14 protein-coding genes are annotated in these 21,786 nt (G+C 54.3%); 7 read left to right on the top strand and 7 right to left on the bottom strand.

The features are described 5' to 3' along the window. Nucleotides 1-12 precede the first annotated feature (12 nt). Nucleotides 13-3,480, bottom strand: a complete 3,468-nt coding sequence (locus ACMZ66_RS12210) for a pyruvate carboxylase (RefSeq protein ID WP_416937483.1) — start codon at nt 3,478-3,480, stop codon at nt 13-15. A 432-nt stretch (nt 3,481-3,912) separates the two neighbouring features. Here ACMZ66_RS12210 and ACMZ66_RS12205 point away from each other — a divergent pair, with 432 nt between their 5' ends. From ACMZ66_RS12205 to ACMZ66_RS12195, 3 genes are all read left to right on the top strand, one after another. Continuing rightward, on the top strand, nt 3,913-5,316 hold the full coding sequence (locus ACMZ66_RS12205) for a cache domain-containing protein (protein ID WP_416937482.1): 1,404 nt from the start codon (nt 3,913-3,915) through the stop codon (nt 5,314-5,316). A 46-nt stretch (nt 5,317-5,362) separates the two neighbouring features. Then, nucleotides 5,363-6,034 (top strand): response regulator, encoded by a 672-nt coding sequence (locus tag ACMZ66_RS12200; protein WP_416937481.1) that lies wholly within the window; start codon nt 5,363-5,365, stop codon nt 6,032-6,034. A gap of 155 nt (nt 6,035-6,189) precedes the next feature. Next, nucleotides 6,190-6,918 (top strand): Crp/Fnr family transcriptional regulator, encoded by a 729-nt coding sequence (locus ACMZ66_RS12195; RefSeq protein ID WP_416937480.1) that lies wholly within the window; start codon nt 6,190-6,192, stop codon nt 6,916-6,918. A 24-nt stretch (nt 6,919-6,942) separates the two neighbouring features. Here the strand turns inward: ACMZ66_RS12195 and ACMZ66_RS12190 are convergent, their stop codons facing one another. The 4 genes from ACMZ66_RS12190 to ACMZ66_RS12175 all read right to left on the bottom strand — a co-directional run bounded on the left by ACMZ66_RS12190 (nt 6,943) and on the right by ACMZ66_RS12175 (nt 9,878). Next, nucleotides 6,943-7,620, bottom strand: a complete 678-nt coding sequence (locus ACMZ66_RS12190; protein ID WP_416937479.1) for a hypothetical protein — start codon at nt 7,618-7,620, stop codon at nt 6,943-6,945. A 150-nt stretch (nt 7,621-7,770) separates the two neighbouring features. Continuing rightward, nucleotides 7,771-8,130 (bottom strand): TraR/DksA family transcriptional regulator, encoded by a 360-nt coding sequence (locus ACMZ66_RS12185; RefSeq protein WP_416937478.1) that lies wholly within the window; start codon nt 8,128-8,130, stop codon nt 7,771-7,773. A 102-nt stretch (nt 8,131-8,232) separates the two neighbouring features. Beyond that, complete coding sequence (locus ACMZ66_RS12180) at nt 8,233-9,447, bottom strand: hypothetical protein (protein WP_416937477.1); 1,215 nt, start codon at nt 9,445-9,447, stop codon at nt 8,233-8,235. 131 nt (nt 9,448-9,578) lie between these two features. Beyond that, nucleotides 9,579-9,878 carry a hypothetical protein gene (locus tag ACMZ66_RS12175; RefSeq protein ID WP_416937476.1) on the bottom strand — a complete coding sequence of 100 codons (300 nt, stop codon included), beginning with the start codon at nt 9,876-9,878 and terminating at the stop codon, nt 9,579-9,581. Nucleotides 9,879-10,401: 523 nt separating this feature from the next. Here ACMZ66_RS12175 and ACMZ66_RS12170 point away from each other — a divergent pair. The 4 genes from ACMZ66_RS12170 to ACMZ66_RS12155 all read left to right on the top strand — a co-directional run bounded on the left by ACMZ66_RS12170 (nt 10,402) and on the right by ACMZ66_RS12155 (nt 15,539). Next, nucleotides 10,402-12,264, top strand: coding sequence for an ABC transporter substrate-binding protein (locus ACMZ66_RS12170; RefSeq protein ID WP_416937475.1), 1,863 nt, complete (start codon nt 10,402-10,404; stop codon nt 12,262-12,264). 48 nt (nt 12,265-12,312) lie between these two features. Continuing rightward, the gene (locus ACMZ66_RS12165; protein ID WP_416937474.1) at nt 12,313-14,670 is read left to right on the top strand and encodes an ATP-binding protein; all 2,358 of its coding nucleotides are present in this window, start codon (nt 12,313-12,315) and stop codon (nt 14,668-14,670) included. Between the two features lie 266 nt (nt 14,671-14,936). Continuing rightward, entirely contained in the window at nt 14,937-15,164 is a 228-nt protein-coding gene (locus tag ACMZ66_RS12160; protein ID WP_416937473.1) for a hypothetical protein, read from the top strand. A 147-nt stretch (nt 15,165-15,311) separates the two neighbouring features. Continuing rightward, the gene (locus tag ACMZ66_RS12155) at nt 15,312-15,539 is read left to right on the top strand and encodes a hypothetical protein (protein ID WP_416937472.1); all 228 of its coding nucleotides are present in this window, start codon (nt 15,312-15,314) and stop codon (nt 15,537-15,539) included. A gap of 211 nt (nt 15,540-15,750) precedes the next feature. On the opposite strand, the gene gltB is transcribed toward ACMZ66_RS12155, so the two are convergent. Continuing rightward, nucleotides 15,751-20,316, bottom strand: a complete 4,566-nt coding sequence (gltB, locus tag ACMZ66_RS12150; RefSeq protein ID WP_416937471.1) for a glutamate synthase large subunit — start codon at nt 20,314-20,316, stop codon at nt 15,751-15,753. 29 nt (nt 20,317-20,345) lie between these two features. Then, the gene (locus ACMZ66_RS12145; RefSeq protein ID WP_416937470.1) at nt 20,346-21,776 is read right to left on the bottom strand and encodes an NAD(P)-dependent oxidoreductase; all 1,431 of its coding nucleotides are present in this window, start codon (nt 21,774-21,776) and stop codon (nt 20,346-20,348) included. Nucleotides 21,777-21,786 lie beyond the last annotated feature (10 nt).

Here is a 21,786-nt window from a genome sequence, read left to right as displayed (position 1 = left end):
AAGCATCGGTGGTTACTCCCTCAATTCGACCAGCAAGTCCTTGCTGTCGACCTGTGTACCGGCAGGCGCGTGGATTTTCGCCACGATCCCGTCCTTTTCCGCGTGAACCGCGGTTTCCATTTTCATCGCCTCAAGCGAGCACATCACGTCACCGGATTTGACCTTCTGGCCTTCGGAGACATGCACCTCGACCACAAGACCCGGCATCGGTGCTGCGACATGCAGCTTGTTGCCGTCTTCGGCTTTTGGTTTTGCCTTGCCCGACGCTGCCAGCGTCTTATCGGCAACCTTGACCGTACGGGGCTGACCGTTCAGCTCGAAGAACACCGTGCGGTGACCTTCTTCGTCGCCAAACTCTGATGTCGCGAGATAGCGGATCACCAGGGTCTTGCCCTTTTCCAGATCAACCGAGATTTCCTGGTTCTGGTTCATCCCATAGAAGAAGACCGGGGTCGGCAGAACGGAAACATCGGCGTGATGGCTGCGATGTTCGGCGTAATCAAGGAACACCTTGGGATACATCACATAGGATGCAACCTCGGCGTCGCTGATATTACGATGCGTTTTCTTTTCGATGTCCTTGCGGGTCGCTTCAAAATCGATCGGCGGCAATGACTTGCCCGGACGATCGGTCAGTGCTTCGGCACCTTTAAGAACCTTGCGCTGAAGGGCCGGCGGGAAGCCGCCAACCGGTTGACCGATTTCACCACGGAAGAAGGAAATGACGCTATCGGGGAAGGCGATGTCCTTTTTCGGATCAAGAACGTCTTCTTCCGACAAACCTGACGTCACCATCATCAGCGCCATGTCACCAACGACCTTGGAGCTTGGCGTTACTTTGACGACATCACCGAACATCTTGTTGACCGCAGCATATGCCTTGGACACTTCAGGCCAGCGATCTTCGATCCCCAAGGCACGGGCTTGCTGACGCAGGTTGGTATATTGGCCGCCCGGCATTTCATGGACATAAACATCGGACGTGCCGCTGCGGATGTCGCTTTCAAAGCCGGCATAATAACGACGGACTTGTTCCCAATAGGTGGAAACTTCCTTGAGCGCCTCGGTCTTAAGGCCCGGATCACGCGCCTGACCGATATAGTTATTCACGATCGAGCCAAGGTTTGGCTGCGATGTCAGACCCGACATGGAATCCATTGCCGCATCGACCGCATCAACACCGGCATCGATCGCTGCAATCACGGTTGCGGCTGAAATGCCGCTGGTGTCATGGGTGTGGAAGTGGATCGGAATATTGACCGTATCCTTGAGCGCCTTGACCAATTCGGTCGCAGCCGCCGGACGCAACACACCCGCCATGTCCTTAAGACCAAGGATATGTGCACCGGATGCCTCAAGCTCGCGGGCCATATTCACATAGTAATCAAGGTTATATTTCGGGCGGCTCTTGTCGTAGATGTCACCGGTGTAGCAGATGGTCGCTTCGCAAAGCTTGTCGGTTTTCAGAACCAATTCCATCGCGACCTTCATGTTGTCGACCCAGTTCAGGGAATCAAACACGCGGAAGACATCCATGCCATGTTCGGCAGCCTGTTTGACGAAGTAATCGACCGCATTATCGGGATAGTTCGTATAGCCAACTGCGTTCGACGCACGCAGAAGCATCTGGGTCAGGATGTTTGGTACACGCTCACGCAACTTGACCAGGCGATCCCAAGGATCTTCTTTCAAGAAGCGCATGGCAACGTCAAACGTCGCGCCACCCCAGCATTCCAGCGAAAACAGTTCCGGCAGACCATGCGCGTAGTAAGGCGCAATTTCGAGCATGTCGTAAGTACGCATACGCGTTGCCAACAGGGACTGATGCGCATCACGCATGGTGGTATCCGTGATCAGAACGCGTTCCTGATCCTTCATCCAGCGCGAGAAACCCTCTGGCCCAAGCTGATCAAGCTTCTGCTTGGTGCCCGGACGGATTTCGCCAAGATCGATGGATTTCGGCATGACCGGATCATGCAGATTGGTCGGGACAACGCGACCTTCGACTTCCGGGTTGCCATTGACCGCGACTTCACCGATGAAGCGCAGCAAGCGGGTCGCACGGTCACGACGGCGCACGAATTTGAACAGATCAGGCGTCTCGTCAATAAAGCGCGTGGTGTATTCACCAGCCCGGAATTTCGGGTGGTTGATCAGGTTTTCAAGGAAGGCCAGGTTGGTCGCAACACCACGAATACGGAATTCGCGAAGTGCACGGTCCATACGGTCCACCGCTTCACGCGGCGTGCTGCCCCATGCGGTGACCTTTTCCAGCATACTGTCATAGAAAGGCGTGATCACTGCACCCGAATAGGCCGTGCCGCCATCAAGACGAATGCCAAAGCCGTTGGCACCACGATAGACCTTGATGATCCCGTAATCCGGGACAAAGTTGTTTTCCGGGTTTTCAGTGGTGATACGGCACTGAAGCGCGTGGTCACGCAGCTTGATCTTGTCCTGCCACGGAATACCGGTTTCAGACGGGAAACCGATACGCCCGCCCTGCGCGATCAGGATTTGCGCCTTTACCAAGTCAAAGCCGGTCACACATTCGGTAACGGTGTGCTCGACCTGGATACGCGGGTTGACCTCGATGAAGTAGAACTTGGATGTATCAACATCCATCAGGAATTCGACAGTCCCGGCATTCACATAATTGGCAGCCTTGCCAAGTCGGATTGCCGCATCACAGATTTCCTTGCGCTGATCTTCATTAAGATACGGTGCCGGGGCGCGTTCGACGACCTTCTGGTTACGACGCTGGACCGAGCAATCACGCTCATAAAGATGCACAAGGGTTCCGTGGGTATCACCCAGAAGCTGAACCTCGACATGGCGTGCACGGCGGATCAGCTTTTCGAAATAAACCTCGCCATTGCCAAAGGCGGCTTCGGCTTCACGGCGGGCCGCCAGAACCTGACCAGCCAGATCCTTGCCATTTTCAATGACACGCATACCACGGCCACCGCCACCCCAGCTGGCTTTCAGCATCAGCGGGTAGCCGATTGCCTCGGCAATGCGGGTGACTTCGTTCATGTCTTCTGGAAGGGCGCTGGATGCCGGCATGACCGGAACACCGGCACTTTCGGCCAGATTGCGCGCAGCTACCTTGTTGCCAAGGGTGCGCATGACGTCCGAATTCGGCCCAACAAACTGGATACCGGCTTCGGCACAGGCATCGGCAAATTCAGGATTCTCGGACAGGAAACCATAACCCGGATGGATCGCGTCCACACCGGCATCACGGGCAACACGCAGGATGTCTTCGATATCAAGATACGCGCGAATAGGTTTGTTGCCCTTGCCGACGGTATAACTTTCGTCAGCCTTGAAACGATGAAGGGCAAAACGGTCCTCGTCAGAGAAAATCGCAACTGTGCGAATACCAAGCTCGTTGGCAGCTCGCAAAACACAAATCGCGATTTCGCCACGGTTGGCGACCAGAAGTTTACGGATACGCTTTGGTGCAGAACGCGTCATTGACACCGGGCTCCTACCACATTTTCCTGGCAGGAACGTGCCTGTGCGCGCCTGCCAAAACCAAGTGAAACGCCACGATATGGTCCCGGAATGCGTTGCGGTGCGGGATGCCTGCAACGCCATACCTTTTGTGGCGGAACAAGATGCCTGCACGGAAGTAACTTGTGCATTGCATCCAGAGCTTTTGGCGCCCGGTGGGCAGGCGTTGGTTATCATATATGCGCATCGCCCACCTCCTGTCAAAGCATGATCTCGAAAATTGGTAATACCAATCTGACTTAGATCACGCCACCCGCTTTTCACCATGTGGAATAACAAAAGCGGGACTGATCAACCAAACGGGGTGAAAACCGCGATCTTTCAGCGACTTTTGTTACAGATATGCTATTGTCCGCAAACGCAAAACACCACTATCGCAAGACGGTTACGCCCATGCCGAAGCTAAATCTTCGACTAAAGTTCCTGCTGCTTTCCATCCTGCCGCTGGTTTTGGCCGCTTCCGCGATCTCCTGGCTGGTGTTCGCCCAGGCTGAAAGATTGGCCGAAGCAGAAATCAGAACCTTTGAACGCAACATCCTTCAGGCCCGCAAGGATGAGCTGAAAAGTTATCTTGAACTGGCCCTTGCATCGATTGACCACATCTATTCGGTGGCAAGCCCGCTTGATGCGGTTTCCAAGGAACGCGTCAAAGCGATCATTGAAGACCTGTCATATGGCGAAGACGGGTATTTCTTTATTTACGACCGCGATGGCACCGCGCTGGTTGACCCGCCGCAGCCTTGGCGCCTTGGGCGGACCTATTGGAACCTGCGCGATATCAATGGCAACTCGGTTATTCAGGGCCTGATTTTCAATGCGGAGAAGGGCGGCGATTTCATGCGCCACGTCTGGGAAAAGCCATCGACGGGCGAGCCGACCGAAAAGATCACATATTCCCTGATGCTGGAAAAATGGGACTGGATGATCGGTACCGGGATCTATATCGACGATATTTCCGAACAGGTCGCCGAGATCGAAGCCGAAGTTTCCACCCATATCCGCGAAACCACCATTTCGATCATCGGGGTTACGATCCTTGCCGTCTTGCTGGTCGGGATTTCCGGCACGGTTGTCACCCTGTCTGAACGCAAGCTTGCCGATGCCAAGCTTAAGGAACTGACCCATCGCGTTGTTGATGTGCAGGAACAGGAACGCCTTCGGGTGTCGCGCGAACTGCATGATGGCATCAGCCAGATTTTGGTATCGGTCAAATATTCCGTCGAAACCGCCATTGCCCGGATCGGGCAAAAGCGCGACAACGCGATTGAACCGATGGAAAAGGCCGCGAAACGATTGCAGGACGCCATCCATGAAGTCCGCCGCATTTCGCGCGATCTGCGTCCGGCCGTTCTTGATGACCTTGGCCTGAAACCGGCAATCGAAAGCATGTGTGCAGAACTTCAGGACCGCTCGGGCATATTGATCGAGGTGAAGTGCGAAAATATCGACAACCAGCTTGATATCGCCAAGAAAACCACGCTGTACCGCGTTCTGCAGGAGACCCTAACCAATATTGAACGCCATGCCGATGCGACCGTCATCAAACTGACGATCAAACGCGAAGGCCAAAGTGTTGTGATGCGAATTTCTGATAACGGGGTTGGCTTTGAAACCAACCGCTATATCCGTAACCGTGATCCTCGGGCCGGTATTGGCCTTCGCAACATGCGCGAACGCATGGAATTCCATGGTGGCGGGCTTTCGGTCCGCTCCGAACCAGATGACGGGACGAAAATCACAGCATTTATTCCCGCATCTGCCGAGAATGCGCTACCCGACCGCGCCAACAGCGGTTAATCTGGATCAGCACTAATATTCAAGCGACAGGACCTAGTTTCGATCAATGAATAATGCCAATCAGATCTATTCCACCGACCGACCTTTGCGCATCCTGCTTTGCGATGACCATGCACTTGTTATGGATGGCATCCGTTCGCGACTGGAATGTTTTGAGCATATCAACATCATTGGCGAAGCCAGCAACGGCGTTGAAGCCCTGTCACTGGCCAGCGAACTCAGCCCCGATATTGTTCTGATGGATATTTCCATGCCGGTGATGAACGGGCTCGAAGCAGCCGAGAAATTCCGCGAAGCACTGCCCGATACCAAGGTCGTCATCCTGTCGATGCACGAAAACCCGGAATATCTTCGCACCGCCCAACAGGCCGGTGCCAAGGGCTTTATCCTCAAAGACGTATCATCCAATGACATGGTGCGCGCGATTGAAACCATCGCCAATGGCGGCGAAGCATATAGCTCCACCTTTGATCGCATCAGTGCGGGTGAAGGCTGCAACAGCGACGGTGTGCCCCTAACCACCCGCGAACGTACGGTTCTGCGTCTGCTGGCCAAGGGTGCAAGCAACAAGCATGTTGCACGTGAACTCGACATCAGTGTGCGCACAGTCGAAACCCACCGCCGCAACATCAAGCGCAAGCTTGATATCGACAGCTCTGCCGGCTTGGTCCGCTACGCGATTGAAAAGGGCCTTGTGACCCTTGATGCTGGCGCCTGATATCTAATCGTGACGGGGCTTTGCAAATTGCGCTGCCACGACTTTAGATTGATTTTACAAATCACTGCGGTACATTGAAATCAGGCGCTGACTGAGCTGCCATGCAGCTCCTATTCTTCGAACGCGCGACTGCTCCGTCCAAAAGGATGCGTCATTTGAACCACACGGCAGGCTTTACATTCCGACCTGAACTTGCACGATGCCGCGATTGCGGCGTGCGAAAGTTTGCCTTGTTCAACAATCTGACGGACGAAGATTTCAAACTTGTCCATATGCCGGTCGAAGATATAGCACTTCCCAAACGTGGCACCCTTTATAACGCGGGTGATGATGCACAATCGATCTTCACACTGCGTAGCGGCCTGATCAAACTGGTGCATTACCTGCCCGACGGCAACCAGCGTGTTGTTCGGCTAGTTCGTCCTGGCGGTACCATCGGGCTTGAGGCAATTGTGAGCGACAGCTTCACTCATCACGCCGAAGCCCTGCAAGACAGCGCATTGTGTCGCATCCCGATTGCCGTGATTGAGAAGCTTGATCGCGAAAGCCCGCGTTTGCACAAGCAGGTTCTAAACCGCTGGCATCAGGTGGTAATGGAATCAGATAACTGGCTGACCCAGATGACAACCGGGACAGCGCGCGAACGCGTCGCCCGCCTGTGCCTGTTCTTGCATGATGCTGAAACCAATAGCTGCCACCTCCCCGGGCGCGAAGATATCGGTGCTATGCTGGGCATCACCACAGAAACTGCAAGCCGGATCATTGCCGATTTCCGCCGCAGTGACCTTTTGGAATTCCGTTCACGCAATGTGTTTGGTCTTAACCTTGCCGCACTGCGCGATATGGCGGGGATTGATGATTTTGCAGGCACCGACTTCGAATAACGCTCTGATAAATTTCAGACATCCTTAACGCGCGGCGGCTTGCAGAACCGTATGAAATGCGGAATTCGGGCCACAGGCCATCGATAGCTTTTCATATTCGGCGGGTGTGTCGATCATCTTGTGTTGTTCACGACGGTTCCGATCAACCTCGCTAATCCGACGTTTAAAATCCCGGCCATATTCCGACAGCAAACGTTTCATGGCACCTTGCGTGTTTTCCGCCGACATCGGGAACATGGCACTGACCCTGCCGACCACGTCATTGACCAGATCATCAAGTGCAACGTGAATGTCAGCTTCCATGCCTTGGTTGATCTTCACATGTTCGCCTTCATGGGCATAGACCACATCATATTCGCACGTGCCCCGTTCGAGCTCGGAGGCGACATAGACCAGATGTTTGACAACGTCGACCTTGGGGCTAACGCGCACCGGATCAAGGCAATAGCGGCCAAAGCCTACTTGGCGGGGTTCAAAGCGCATGTCAAATGACGCGCGCATTTCATATTCGGTCAAGCCCGTCACAAGATAGCGCGGACTGCCGCCGGCCCGACTGTTAAGCCAGCGGACCGAACGATGCCGATCCAGCAATGGGTCCATGTGATTGAACTCAAGCGATGCCTCCGGCGCACGCACGGGTGCGCAGCTTCCTTGAGCGGATGCCGGGCGGGAGAAGATCATGCCCAAACAGATCACAAGCATCGCCACCCCAAACCCGATGCCGAAGAATGAAATCCGTTCATGAAATTGCCGACAGGCAGGCAAAGGGCTTCTCCCGGTTTTGAACCAATGACAATGCCAGCTTCATCGCCAAACGAAGCTGGCATTCATATCCCACTTTACGGTGAAATTTCAGACGTGGCTCACCTGATCGGCACAGTCGACACAGAGCGGCGTTGTCGGATCGAACTCAAGGCGCTTCTTTTCAATCGCCTCGCCGCAATTGTGGCAATGCCCGTATTCGTCGTCATCCATTCGAAGCAGGGTCTTTGCTATGCGATCAAGTTCTGCAGTTCGACGACGTTCCTGTTCAAGATGCATCTGCTGATTTTGTAGGGCATCCATTCGGGACAACCGCCCGACCGCCTGCTGATCCAGCTCGACCGGCTTTCGGTAATCTTCGGAATGATTTGAATGCGCCAATATGTCAGCACGGCGTTCTTCAAGCCGTGCACGCAGGGTTGCAAGATCAATATCTGTTCGGTCCGTCATCCGAAACCTCATGACTTGTTGTTCTTGTTCCTTTTCATATGGGGATGGGGTGGGGTATTTCGCCAACCCCCGATGATGATTTCATTGTGCCGGATGCTGCAACTAGCTGCAGCTGCCACACGCATCAACGAGCTTTTCCATGGCGGCCTTGGCTTCGTCGTCATCAAGGCCTTCGGATTTCATTTTCTTTTGGATTTTACAGCAAAGTTCTGGACCATCCGGGAACGGCTTATCGGTCCAGAACGGGGCCGTGGTTCCGAAATATCCCGCCTGATCAAGGAACGATACACCGTAATAATAGGCCGCCCCGACCGAGTTATAGAAGGTCGGATCATCAATGAACCCGCCATCCGGGGTCATGGATTTGTTCAGACACCAATCCAGAACAAGGCCGATGTCTTTTGATGCGGCATTCTGGGTATCTGTATCGACCTTGTCCCAGCCAAGCTCGAATATTTTGGTCACATCGTAATTGTTGTGATTGTTGAAATCGCCATTGTGTTTCCAGCCGAACGGATAGGCGTCATCACGGATGGCAAGTGTCGTTTCAAAAATCTCGGGCCAAAGATCAACCTTGCCATGCTGATAGGAAATATTGTGGAAAGTCAGGCTAAGGTCATTGCTTTTAAGCACGCCCTGATCAGGTGTTTCAAACCATCCACCCCAATAACCGCTTTGATCATCCTGCCAGTCATCCAGCCAGTTTTTATAGGCCGTGATGTAATCTTCGGTCAGATCAAAACCCTTTACATGTGTTTGGAAATAATCGCGGATTTCGCTTTTAAAGCACATCTGCGACAGGGTTGCGGTCACCGCCCCCAGCGCATCACGCCGATCCAAACCATCCGCATAAATTTTTGAGGTCTTCTGATCTTCAAGCCAGGCGATCATTTTATCGGGTGTGGCGATCGGTTCCATGAACAGGAACGGATATTCGGGTGCCTGTCCGGCATCGGCCAACGTGTTGACCGCATCGATCATCGCATCGACTTTCAGGAACCACTGATCATAACAAGGCCCCCAGGATCCATCACTTGGCACCTGTTTTTCCGCCCAACTCTGATCGGGGTTATCAAGCGACTTTGAAAAGTCGGCAAGCTTGGCATCAAGCGTGTTCCAGTCGGCGGTGTAAAGCAGGAGCCACTTGCTTTCGATCATCTTTTGATCGGATGCAGCCATGCTGTTACCAGCATTCTGGGCGGCAATCAGCCGGTCCTGAAGTGGTGCTAGTTTCCCAGCATAGCTTTCCTGTTGCATGACATAATTCTGATCGAATGCGCAGAATTGCTCTGTAATCAATGCACTGAAATCGGTCATGATCGCCAAACACTCCCCATTGTTTTTCTATCAGTTTCCTGACCTGTCTGATCAGAATGACAAAAAACAAAACAATGCCAAGGAATTATGCGCAACGCATTCGGGAACGGTGCGTCGTAACTGATAGGGTATCAGTCTTGAAGCAACCAGTTGCGGATAACGCGAAGGGCCTGATCGGGATCTGTATCGACAATCTTGGCTGCCACATTGGCCTTCTTGCGATCAATCATGCCTTCGACACCGGGAACCGTAAAACCGTCTTCCCCATCAGTAATCGGCGCAACCGCAGTGCTGGCCGATGACGTGCGCAACCGATCACGAAGCCCCGTGTCCGTCCCAGGTTCATAGCGCGGGATCGGCGCACCGGGCTTTGGGCCGGCCATATAGGACGGTCCAGTGTTCGGCTTTGTTGCATTGTCAGATGGCGCCATCAGTTCGCATCTCGTCGAAGGATTTGGACATGCCTTAATATATATGACAACTCGTTATAAAATGCATGTCGCCGAAGTCATTTTCACACGATCAGTCGATGCGTTGCTAATTTAGAACCCATTAAACTTTAGTCGAATGAATTTGGAACAATTCTGACAAGCCACCCTTAAGAGTAAGTGCGCAGGTCAAAGCCGCACAAAAAGGGACTTGTTCGAATTCGCGCGGAAACCATTCAAATCCGCGGATTAGCGAATTTCCGCGCTGCAAAAGATTGGCAAAGGATATTGTAAAGCTATTGATAGAACCAAACTAAAGTGTGGATCATTTTAATATGAAAAAACGATCATGCATGCATTTTAAGGTTTATCATGCGTATTGCTCTATTTACCTTCATGACTACTCACGGTATCCACCACCTTTGAGTAGCCTCGTCGATACTTTTGAACAGAGGCCGTAAACGCCACGGGGGCACAGGGTTCTTTGAGACATTGTAGTTATATTCTGATCATCGCGTTGTGCACAATGCTTGCGAGCATCTCGGACACGCACGCCGTCGAATTTGGCGAAGCGCCGATGCTGGCAACGCAAGTGGCTGCTGGCACTTTGCCGCCGGTCAAGGACCGCCTGCCGACCACCCCGATGATCGTCACCCCGAACGATAAAATTGGTGTTTATGGTGGCACCTGGAAAATGGCGCAGCGTAATCAGCGCGACCATGCCCTTTTGATCCGTAATATCGGCTATGAGCCGCTTCTTCGCTGGACGCCGCAATGGACAACAACGATCCCGAACGTTGCCCTTTCCTTCCAGCCAAGCAGCGACGCGACTGAGTTCTTCTTCCGTCTGCGTCCGGGCATGCGTTGGTCCGACGGTGCGCCGTTCACCGCTGATGACATCATCTTTTGGTACGAAGACATCCTGAGCAACCCTGCCTTTGCCGACACGGTCCCCGAATGGCTGACGTCAGGCGGCACCACCGTTCAGGTCGACGCGGTTGACGATAATACCGTAGCCTTCCGTTTCAGCACGCCTTATGGCCTGTTCCCGACCGCACTGGCCCGCCCCGAAGGCGTTGAGCCGGTGAGCTATCCGGCGCATTTCCTCAAACCATTGCTGCCGAAATATAACGCCAATGCCGACGCGGAAGCCAAGGCGCTTGGCTTTGAAGGGTGGAAAGATCGCTTTGTCGATGTGTTTGGAACCCCCGGCACAATTGATGACCCGACCCGTTGGGATAACCCCGATGTTCCGACCCTGAATGCATGGGTTCTGACCGGTGTTTATGGGCAGGATGACCCGCTGATTGCCAAGCGTAACCCGTATTACTGGAAAATCGATCCGACCGGTCGTCAGCTTCCATACATTGACGAGGTTTCCTTTACCCTTGTGCCGTCAAAGAGTGCGGCGAGTGATGCCGCGATTGCCGGTCAGGTCAACATGCAGGAACGCCATGTCAGTACGCGCGCCGACGAAGTTCTGGCCGCAAATGACAATCTGCAGCCCTTCACGCTTGTTGAAAGCGACATGAACACGCTGACCTTGTCCTTGAACCTTAATGACAAGGACCCGGTTCTGCGCGAGATTTTCCAGAACAAGAATTTCCGCGTTGCCCTGTCACACGCGATTGACCGCGATGCGATCATCAATCGTTTCGTGCCAGGTGCCCTGCCCCATCAGGCAGCCCCGCGCCCGGAAAGCCCGCTATATCACACGGTTCTTGCCCGTCAGTTCATCAACTTTGATCGCGACCTTGCCGCGGACTACCTTGCCAAGGCCGGACTGATCCAGCGTAACGAAGAAGGCATTCTTTTGCGCCCGGATGGTCAGCCGCTGTCGTTCTTCATCGATACCGAAGGTGCTGATCGTTTTGAGATGCTCAGCGCCGTGATCGAATATTGGCGCGATCTTGGCATCGATGTCACCCCGCGCAACCTGCCGCGTGACGAGTTCGTCGCCCTTCGCGAAAGCAACGATCACCATGCAAGTGCCTGGGGTGGTGATGGTGGTCTTGATGCCATGGTTATTCCGATCAACTATCTGCCGATTTCTTCGGAATCATCATGGTTCGCAACCGCTTGGGCCAACTGGTATATCAACCCCAACAGCCCCGATGCGATGACCCCGCCTGATGCTGTTCAGCGTCAGCTTGGGCTTTATAACGAGCTCAAGGAAACCGCGAATGCAGAAAAACAATCTCAACTGATGCGCGACATTCTCGACATCAGCGCAGATCAGTTCTACGTTATGGGAATTGCTCTGCCGCCGAACCGGAAAGGCGTGGTCGCCAAGGACTTCCACAACGTTCCGAAAGTTATTCCGGCAGCCTGGAGCTACGCAACGCCAGCACCGACAAACCCAAGCCAATATTATATTGAGCAAAAGTAATAAGGTGCGCAAAATAGAGTTCGCAGGACGACGGGGAGACGAATTCGCGTGAAGAAGCTGTTTGACCGGATGATCGGCAGTCTGGTCTTCAAGATCGCCCTTGCGATCGTAATTGTAGAAACCATACTGCTGGGCCTCTTTGGCGGCTATTACGTCCAATATTTCGGTGCTGAAATTGACCGCCGCATCGCGGAACAAATCAGCACGCCCGGTCGCCTGATTCAGGACGAACAGCTTAAAGTCTCCATCCTTAGCGACGCCGATCAGATGAAGGGCCTGCTTGGCCCGCATCTACTAGAAGCCATGGCGATTGGCTTTGATGGCACGATCTATCATTCCATTGATCCGTTCATGATTGGAACGTCGGTCAAGATCCTGCCGGAATTCCCTATCCACAAATTGACTGCGGATATGAAGGACCAGGTGCTAACGACCTATGATGACCAATCCGGTCGCAGCATCGTCAGCATCACCCCGCTTTTTAGCCTGAATGCCAATCAGCCGTTCATGTATGTCTATATCAAGGTCTCGACCAAGGGCCTTGAAGAAAGCCAGCGTCAGATGCAATCGGTCCTGCTGGTCGGTTCGGCGATGTGCATTCTTTTGACATCGGCCCTGATTTTCCTGTTCACCCAGCACACCGTCCTAAAACGCCTGATTACGGCGGCCCAGTTTGTGAACAAGATACAGATTGGCAAGCTGAGCGCGCGCCTGACGCCGATGGGACGTGACGAGATCGGCACATTGGAACGTGGCCTGAATGCCATGGCCGAAAGTCTGGAACGCCGCACACAACAGCATCATATCTCCCAGGACGCGCTCCGCGACAGTGAAGAACGCTTCCGTGACTTCACCCTGTCTTCGGCGGACTGGTATTGGGAGATGGGCAGCGACCTTAAGATCGCCTTTGCGTCTTACAAGTTTTACCAGCTGATCGAAGAAATCAACGGATCGCCACAAGGCCAGTCGTTTGACAGACTTGGCCTGCAATCCGAGCACCCGGAAGGCTGGCATTACTTGCAACGGCGTCTGGACGATCATATGGCATTCCAGAACGTTGAATTTTCATGGACCTCGCGCAAAGGCGAAAAGCATTACGGACGCATCAACGGTGTGCCTGTCTTTGCCCTTGATGGCAGCTTCAACGGCTATCGCGGAACGGGCAGCAACATCACAGCCCAGCACCGTGCCGCCGAAGAACAAGAAGCCCTGCAGCGCCAGTTGGCCACATCGCAAAAACTTGAAGCCGTTGGTCAGATGGCAGGCGGTGTTGCCCATGAATTTAATAACTGCCTTGCCGGTATTCTGAGCTTTGCCGAAGTGGCGCGTGCCAAGATCGACGATCCGGAACGGGTAAAGGAATATATCGATCACGTCATTTCACTGGGTGAACGCGCAACCAGCGTTGCAGATCAGCTTTTGATGTTCTCGCGCCGTCGGATCGATCAGCCGACCAATGTTCGGGTTCAAAGCATCTTTTCCGAGATGGAGAAGTTGCTGATGACGCTGCTTGAACACCGGATCGAGCTGCAAATCTGGTCAAACGAGCCGGAACTTTACACTCGCGTTGACCCGACCCAATTGTCCGCCTGCATTCTGAACCTTGCGATCAATGCGCGTGATGCGATGCCAGATGGCGGATCGCTGCAGATCTCATGCAGTAGCGTCGATATCCCGCCACTGGATCAGCGCAACCCGGACGAAGACGAAGATACCTATCCCGATAATTTCGCCGGTGATTTCGTTGTGATCACTGTACAGGACACGGGAACCGGCATCCCCGATGACATTATCGAGAACATCTTTGAACCGTTCTTCTCGACCAAGGAACCGGGCAAGGGTACCGGTCTTGGCCTTTCGATCGTTCATAGTTGGGTTGAAGAAGCGCACGGCTTTATCAATGTCGAAAGCGTCGAAGGCGAAGGCACGACCTTCTCGGTCTATTTGCCGCGCTCTGAGCCGGGTGTTGAGCCGGTCCATCGCATTGATGATGTCGATGAGTTTCCGGGCAATGGCGAACGGATTTTAATTGTTGATGATGAACAGTCGCTTCGGACCACGGCGCGCATCATTCTTGAAGATGCAGGCTTTGTCACCCAGACAGCCAAAAGCACCGAAGAAGCCCTTGAAGTCATCAAGCAGGCCGAGAGTAACGAGCCGTTTGATGTGATCCTGACCGATGTGGTCATGTCCGGGCGCAGTGGCCCGCAATTGATCATTGAAGCCCTGCGTCAAAACCCGCGTTATGGTGTTGTCTTTATGTCTGGCTATCCGGCACGGTCGCGCAAGGAACTTGATAACCTTCTTGGCAATTACGTCTTTGTCAAAAAACCGTTCCGCCCGACCCAACTGCAAAAAGCTATCCACGAGGCGCTGGCCCTTCGGTCAGAACGTCAACGCACCTAAGTTCTGGCGTAGCCAACAGGCCGAGTCCCCAACCATAATCGTCCGGAACCATCGCCACCTTCGCGCAATGGTTAAATAAATCTTACCCGCCCAAATCACCAGAAACGCTTGTGATCCAAGCCGTTATCGCGTCGTCTTGGTCAATTGCCGAGGCCCGTGTGACAGCCATCACTTTTTCAGGCATTATAAAACCATATTCTGTAATCAGAGATTGCATTGATCCCTGAGTTGGGTAGAGGCCCCTCCAGGCAAGTTAAGAGGTCAGGATGATCGGTTCGGTACAAGGTTCAGGTTTAAGCGCCGCGGCACAGGCCGTGAACGACGCAATTACCCCCGGTGGTGGTGCATCAGGTCCGTCCCTTCCATTCGCAGCCGCAGAAGGCGCGATCAATAAGGCGACCGGTCTGGCAAAGGTTATCGGTTCTATCGTAACCGAACACCAGCCGCTTGAAACCAGCGGCAGCCGTGGCACCAAGGTTAATATCCTAACGTGATTTTTCCCTCTCGTTAGCTTCCTCCAGGGGTGGTCCTTGACCACCCTTTTTCTTGCGCGTACGACACGCGGCCCTGATCCAGCACAATCATGACAACTGCTTGATGCCATGCTAGAATTGGCACTTGATTGAAATCTGGACGGCATAATGACCACCAACAGAATTGGCACAGGCTCCTCACAAACCGGTCTTCAGGATGCACGCGCGCGTCCGCAAGGGGCCGTTGGTGCCCGTGGCCGGGTTAATGCCAATGCCGAACAACCGTCATCAGACAGTTTCATTGCATCCCAGCTGGCCCGCCTGCGCAACCTGATCGCAACCGATCAGATCGACCATAATGCGCGTCGCGGCACCTATCTGAACATTCTTCTGTAAATTGCTATTTCTGTCCGGCCCTGTTCTTGGCCACAGGACAACTGTGTCTGGCTAGTACGCCTCAAAAGAAAAAGGCGGGCCCGAAGACCCGCCTTTTGCCTGCCCCTATCTGATCAAACCAGACAAAGAAAAGTGCCCCGTACCGAAGTACGGGGCGAGTTCGTTTGTCCAGGTGTGTTGGACAAGGGAGCTTGCGCAAAAGCGTGACAGATCACGCAGTTGCCTGGTTTTCGCTCTCGGAGCGAATAGGGTGTTCCAGCTTGTCGACGATTTCCTTCGGCACGATCTGCCAGAAGTTGCCGCGTTCACGATCCCAGTTATCAAGGATCGTACGTGCATAACCGCTTTCGGTTTCTGCAACATGCTCTTCGATCAGAGCGCGGCACTGTTCGTCCCAATGCTGGGTTTCAATGCGCTGGTACAGGATGGAGCCATCGTTGACGACATCGGCAAAGGTATTCTCCCTGTCATAGATGAACGCCATGCCGCCGGTCATCCCTGCACCGAAGTTCTCACCAACCGAACCCAGGATCACTGCGGTACCGCCGGTCATGTATTCACAACCGTTCGAACCACAACCTTCGACCACAACCGTGGCACCCGAGTTACGGACGCAGAAACGTTCACCAGCCTGACCCGCAGCAAACAGCTTGCCCGCGGTCGCACCATAAAGAATGGTGTTGCCGATGATGGTGTTTTCGTTCGTCTTAAGCGGGCTGGAAGGACGCGGACGCAGAACAATCGTTCCGCCCGACAGACCCTTACCAACATAGTCGTTGGCATCGCCCTGAACTTCGATCTTCAGACCCTGAACCGCAAAGGCGCCAAGCGACTGACCAGCCGAACCGCGCAGACGGACATGCAGGTGGCCCGGTTTCAGGCCGGTCATGCCGTATTTCTGCGTGATCAGTGACGACATCCGCGTACCAATCGCACGCTGGGTGTTCTGGATGTTGTACTGAAGCTGCATCTTTTCGCCGTCTTCAAGAAGCGGGCGGGCATCCTTGATCATCTGCGCATCAAGGGTGTCCGGAACTTCGTTACGACCCTCGATGGTGCAGAAGCGTGCATGGTCACCAGCGTCTGCCTGTGCCAGAAGCGGGTTAAGGTCAAGGTCAACGAGGTCTTTCGCGCCACGGTGAACCTGCTGCAGCAGGTCAGAGCGACCGATAACGTCTTCAAGCTTGTCATAGCCAAGCTCGGCCAGAACGTCTTTGACTTCCTCAGCCATGAAGGTGAACAGGTTTACCAGCTTGTCAGCCGTACCGACGAACTTGGCACGCAGTGCCGGGTCCTGGGTACAAACGCCAACCGGGCAAGTGTTCGAGTGGCACTGACGCACCATGATGCAGCCCAGCGCAATCAGGGACGCGGTACCGATACCGAATTCTTCGGCACCCAGCATCGCACCGATCACGACGTCACGGCCGGTTTTGAAACCACCGTCAACGCGCAGCTTGACCTTGTCACGCAGGTTGTTGAGCGTCAGAACCTGGTTGACTTCCGAAAGGCCCATTTCCCACGGAACGCCTGCATATTTGATCGAGGTCTGCGGGCTTGCACCCGTACCACCGTCATAACCGGAAATCAGGATCACGTCGGCTTTTGCCTTGGCAACACCAGCGGCAATCGTACCAACACCCGAACGCGACACCAGCTTCACGCAGACACGGCAACGCGGGTTGATCTGTTTGAGGTCATAGATCAGCTGAGCCAGATCTTCGATCGAGTAAATGTCATGGTGCGGCGGCGGCGAAATCAGGGTCACACCCGGCGTCGCATGACGCAGCTGGGCGATCTCGACCGTGACTTTGAAGCCCGGCAGCTGACCACCTTCACCCGGTTTCGCACCCTGTGCGACCTTGATCTGGATTTCTTCGCAGTTGTTCAGGTATTCGGCGGTCACACCGAAACGACCAGACGCAACCTGTTTGATCGAGGAACGCGCATTGTCACCGTTCGCACGCGGACGGAAACGTTCACGCGATTTACCGCCTTCACCGGAGTTCGATTTCGCACCGATACGGTTCATCGCAATCGCAAGCGCTTCGTGCGCTTCGGTCGACAATGCACCATGGGACATGCCCGGCGTTACGAAACGTTTGCGGATTTCGGTGATGCTTTCGACCTTGTCCTGATGCAGCGAGCCACGGTCAGAACGGAAATCAAGCAGGTCACGCAGATGCAGCGGCTCACGCGAACGCAAACCTTCAGAGAATTTGCGGAACGTGTTGTAGCTGCCCGTCGAAACAGCTGACTGAAGCGTATGGATCAGCGGACCAGTCCAGACGTGACGTTCGCCACTGCGGCGGTATTTGTACAGACCACCAACCGGCAGAACCACAACATTGCCGTTAAAGGCTTCTTTGTGCTGCGCGATGGTACGGCGCTGAATACCCTGAAGACCGATACCCGAAATACGTGACGGCATGCCCGGGAAGAACTCAGCCACCAGGGATCTCGACAGGCCGATACTTTCGAAGTTATAGCCACCACGATACGAGCTGATGATCGAGATGCCCATTTTCGACATGATTTTGAGCAGACCGGCATCAATCGCGGTTTTGAAGCGCTGCATGACTTCTGCGGTGCTGCCCACATTCGGGAACAGGCCACGCGCATAACGGTCCAGCAGACCTTCCTGTGCGAGATAGGCGTTAACCGTGGTTGCGCCAACACCGATCAGAACGGCGAAGTAATGCACATCCATACATTCAGCCGAACGCACGTTCAGCGAGATGTAGGTACGCAGCGACGTCTTCACGAGATGGCTGTGAACGCCACCGGTCGCAAGGACCATCGGGATTGCCGCACGATCTTCGCTGATGGCTTCGTCGGTCAGGATGACGTGAAGCGCACCACCGCGAACGGCTTCTTCTGCTTCGCGCTGAATACGGGAAATCGCATCGCGCAGCGCGGTCTTGCCACCATTGATGTCAAAGGTGGTATCGATCTCGATTGCCGTATCGCCCATATAGCCGCGCATTGCGTCATATTCGGCGTTGGTCAGAACCGGGCTTTCAAGCTGCAACAGGTCACACTGGCTTTCATCCTCATCAAGGATGTTGCCAAGGTTGCCCAGACGGGTCTTCAGGCTCATGACGCGTGCTTCACGAAGACTATCGATCGGCGGGTTGGTCACCTGCGAGAAGTTCTGACGGAAGAAGTGGTGCAGACCACGATAACGATCCGACAGAATTGCAAGCGGGGTGTCATCGCCCATCGAACCGATGGCTTCTTTGCCGTCTTCACCCATCGGATGAAGGATCAGTTCAAGGTCTTCGTGGGTCAGGCCCATCGACTTCTGCAGACACAGAAGACGTTCTTTGTCGATATGGGACGGTTCGGTATGTTCCGGCGAAATCAGGTCATCAAGCACCTTGGTGCGACCAACCCATTTCGACCAGTCACGACGGTTCGCGAGTTTGTCTTTCAGCTCGGCATCGTGGAACAGTTTGCCTTCTTCAAGGTTCACCGCAATCATCTGGCCCGGGCCGAGGCGGCCTTTCTCGACGCAGCTTTCCTCATCGATATGAACCATGCCTGCTTCGGAACCGGCAATCAGAAGACCATTGCCCGTCACCGCATAACGCAGCGGACGCAGACCGTTACGGTCCGTACCACCCATCAGCCATTTTCCGCCATAAGCTGCAAGTGCAGCCGGGCCGTCCCACGGCTCCATCACGGCGTTGCAATAGGCATACAGGTTTTTATAGCTGTCTGGCGTGGATGCCTTTTTCGACCAGGCTTCTGGCACCATCATGGTTTTCACCATCGGCAGGTCACGACCCGCACGCACCATCAGCTCAAACACGGCATCCAAAGCAGCCGAGTCAGACGAACCCGGCTGAATGACCGGCTTAAGATCGTCGATGCTGTTGGCAAAAGCTTCGTGCGCCATACGCGCTTCGTGGCTTTTCATCCAGTTGACGTTACCGCGCAGCGTGTTGATCTCGCCGTTATGGGCAAGCACGCGGAACGGCTGTGCCAACGGCCAGCTCGGGAAGGTGTTGGTCGAATAGCGCTGGTGATAGACACAGAAGTTCGAAATGAACCGGTCGTCGCGCAGATCCGGATAGAAGGTATCAACGTCTTCTGCCAGGAACATGCCCTTATAGATCACCGAACGGCACGACATCGAGCAGATGTAGAAATCCTTGATCGCTTCGGACAGCACAGCCTTTTCGATGCGACGACGGATCGCATAGAGATCAATCTCGAACTGCTCTTCATCCACGTCATCACGAACACCGATCAGAACCTGTTCGATTTCCGGGCGGGTCTGGTTTGCTTTTTCACCGATGACCGAAACATCAACCGGGACCTGACGCCAACCAAGAATGCCGTAACCCTGCTTGAGGATTTCGGTTTCCACGATCGCGCGGCAACGTTCCTGTGCGGACATGTCGATACGCGGCAGGAAGACCTGACCAACAGCGATCAGGCTGTCGGGCGCTTCCTGGTTGATGACTTTAAGGTAGGCCTTAAAGAAATCCTGCGGGATCTGAAGATGGATACCTGCACCGTCACCGGTTTTACCATCGGCATCAACAGCGCCACGGTGCCAGATGGCTTTAAGCGCTTCGATACCGGCTTCAACCACTTCACGGCGCGGTTTGCCATCAATCGCACCGACCAGACCTACGCCGCAGTTGGCGTGTTCTTCGGCCGGGTCATACATGCCGCTGGCTTCAAGATGCGCCGCGTTCTTTTCAAAACGGGCGATGTCGGAAGCACCACGGTTCTGATCCATTTTGTCCTGAACGATCTTGTTCATAACGTCTCTCTCCTAATGCGGCAGCGGGCTTAAGCAGCAGCTTCTTTGCGCGCCAGCAAATACTCATCAATCCGGTCTGCCGCGTCACGGCCATCACGAATTGCCCAGACCACAAGCGATGCACCACGGGCGATATCGCCAGCAGCAAACACGCCATCAAGATTGGTCATCATGGTGCGGAAGTCGATTTTGACCGTACCCCAACGCGACACACCCAGTTCCGGTGCATCAAACAGGGTCGGCAGGTCTTCCGGCTCAAAACCAAGGGCCAGGATGACCATGTCGGCATCCATGGTGTAGCTTGAACCTTCGATGATTTCCGGGCTCTGACGGCCACCGGCATCCGGGGCACCAAGGCGCATCTTGACCGCGCGAACACCGGTTACCTTGTCATCACCGACAAAGGCTTCCGGGTTGGTCAGCCAGACAAATTCAACGCCTTCTTCCTCGGCATTGGCCACTTCGCGCTGGGAGCCCGGCATGTTTGCACGGTCACGGCGATAGAGACATTTAACCGATTTGGCACCCTGACGGATCGCGGTACGGACACAGTCCATGGCGGTATCACCACCACCAATCACGACAACATTCTTGTCCTTGGCATTCAGTGTTCCGTCTTCATAAGCCGGAACCGTATCGCCAAGACCCTGACGGTTGGACGTGGTCAGATATTCAAGTGCGGGATACACATTGCCAAGACCAGCACCCGGCAGCTTCAGATCGCGCGCCTTGTAAACGCCGGTCGCGATCAGAACGCTGTCATGTTTCTTGCGCAGGTCATCAAGGGTCGCATCGCGGCCAACTTCGAATTCGGTATGCATGACAACGCCACCTTCTTCCAGAAGCTTAACGCGGCGCTCGACAACGTCTTTTTCAAGTTTGAAGCCCGGAATACCGTAAACCAGCAACCCGCCCATACGGTCATAACGGTCATAGATATGAACTTCATATCCTTTAAGGCGCAGCTGTTCGGCTGCGGCCATGCCACCCGGGCCACCACCAATGATGCCAACCGACATGCCATTTTCCTTGGCAGGCTTCGGTGCCTTGACCCAGCCATTCGCGAATGCAGTGTCGGTGATGTATTTCTCGACCGAACCAATGGTAACAGCACCATGGGTCGATTGTTCGATCACGCAATTGCCTTCGCACAGACGATCCTGCGGGCAGATGCGGCCGGTGACTTCTGGCATGTTATTGGTTGCTGCCGAGATAGCATAAGCTTCCTCAAGGCGACCTTCGGTGGTCAGGCGCAGCCAATCAGGGATGTTGTTATAAAGCGGGCAGTGCGCCTGGCAGAATGGCACACCACATTGGGAACAGCGCGACGCCTGGTCAGCGGCTTTGTCATCCTCGAACGCTTCGTAAATCTCGTTGAAGTCGGTGCGACGTGCAGCGGCTTCTCTTTTGTGCGGATATTTTTGTTCGAGATGAACAAACTTCAGCATCTTTTCTGTCATAGCGGCCCTC

This window comes from Thalassospira sp., assembly GCF_048059015.1.
In the GTDB taxonomy this organism is placed as follows: Bacteria; Pseudomonadota; Alphaproteobacteria; order Rhodospirillales; family Thalassospiraceae; genus Thalassospira.
This window is presented reverse-complemented; position numbering and strand designations above follow the sequence as displayed.

Excerpts from the sequence above, each read along its gene's own strand:
- ACMZ66_RS12210 (WP_416937483.1), bottom strand. The coding sequence starts at position 3,480 with ATGACGCGTTCTGCACCAAAGCGTATCCGTAAACTTCTGGTCGCCAAC.
- ACMZ66_RS12205 (WP_416937482.1), top strand. The coding sequence starts at position 3,913 with ATGCCGAAGCTAAATCTTCGACTAAAGTTCCTGCTGCTTTCCATCCTG.
- ACMZ66_RS12200 (WP_416937481.1), top strand. The coding sequence starts at position 5,363 with ATGAATAATGCCAATCAGATCTATTCCACCGACCGACCTTTGCGCATC.
- ACMZ66_RS12190 (WP_416937479.1), bottom strand. The coding sequence starts at position 7,620 with ATGCTTGTGATCTGTTTGGGCATGATCTTCTCCCGCCCGGCATCCGCT.
- ACMZ66_RS12185 (WP_416937478.1), bottom strand. The coding sequence starts at position 8,130 with ATGACGGACCGAACAGATATTGATCTTGCAACCCTGCGTGCACGGCTT.
- ACMZ66_RS12180 (WP_416937477.1), bottom strand. The coding sequence starts at position 9,447 with ATGACCGATTTCAGTGCATTGATTACAGAGCAATTCTGCGCATTCGAT.
- ACMZ66_RS12175 (WP_416937476.1), bottom strand. The coding sequence starts at position 9,878 with ATGGCGCCATCTGACAATGCAACAAAGCCGAACACTGGACCGTCCTAT.
- ACMZ66_RS12170 (WP_416937475.1), top strand. The coding sequence starts at position 10,402 with ATGCTTGCGAGCATCTCGGACACGCACGCCGTCGAATTTGGCGAAGCG.
- ACMZ66_RS12160 (WP_416937473.1), top strand. The coding sequence starts at position 14,937 with ATGATCGGTTCGGTACAAGGTTCAGGTTTAAGCGCCGCGGCACAGGCC.
- ACMZ66_RS12155 (WP_416937472.1), top strand. The coding sequence starts at position 15,312 with ATGACCACCAACAGAATTGGCACAGGCTCCTCACAAACCGGTCTTCAG.
- gltB (WP_416937471.1), bottom strand. The coding sequence starts at position 20,316 with ATGAACAAGATCGTTCAGGACAAAATGGATCAGAACCGTGGTGCTTCC.
- ACMZ66_RS12145 (WP_416937470.1), bottom strand. The coding sequence starts at position 21,776 with ATGACAGAAAAGATGCTGAAGTTTGTTCATCTCGAACAAAAATATCCG.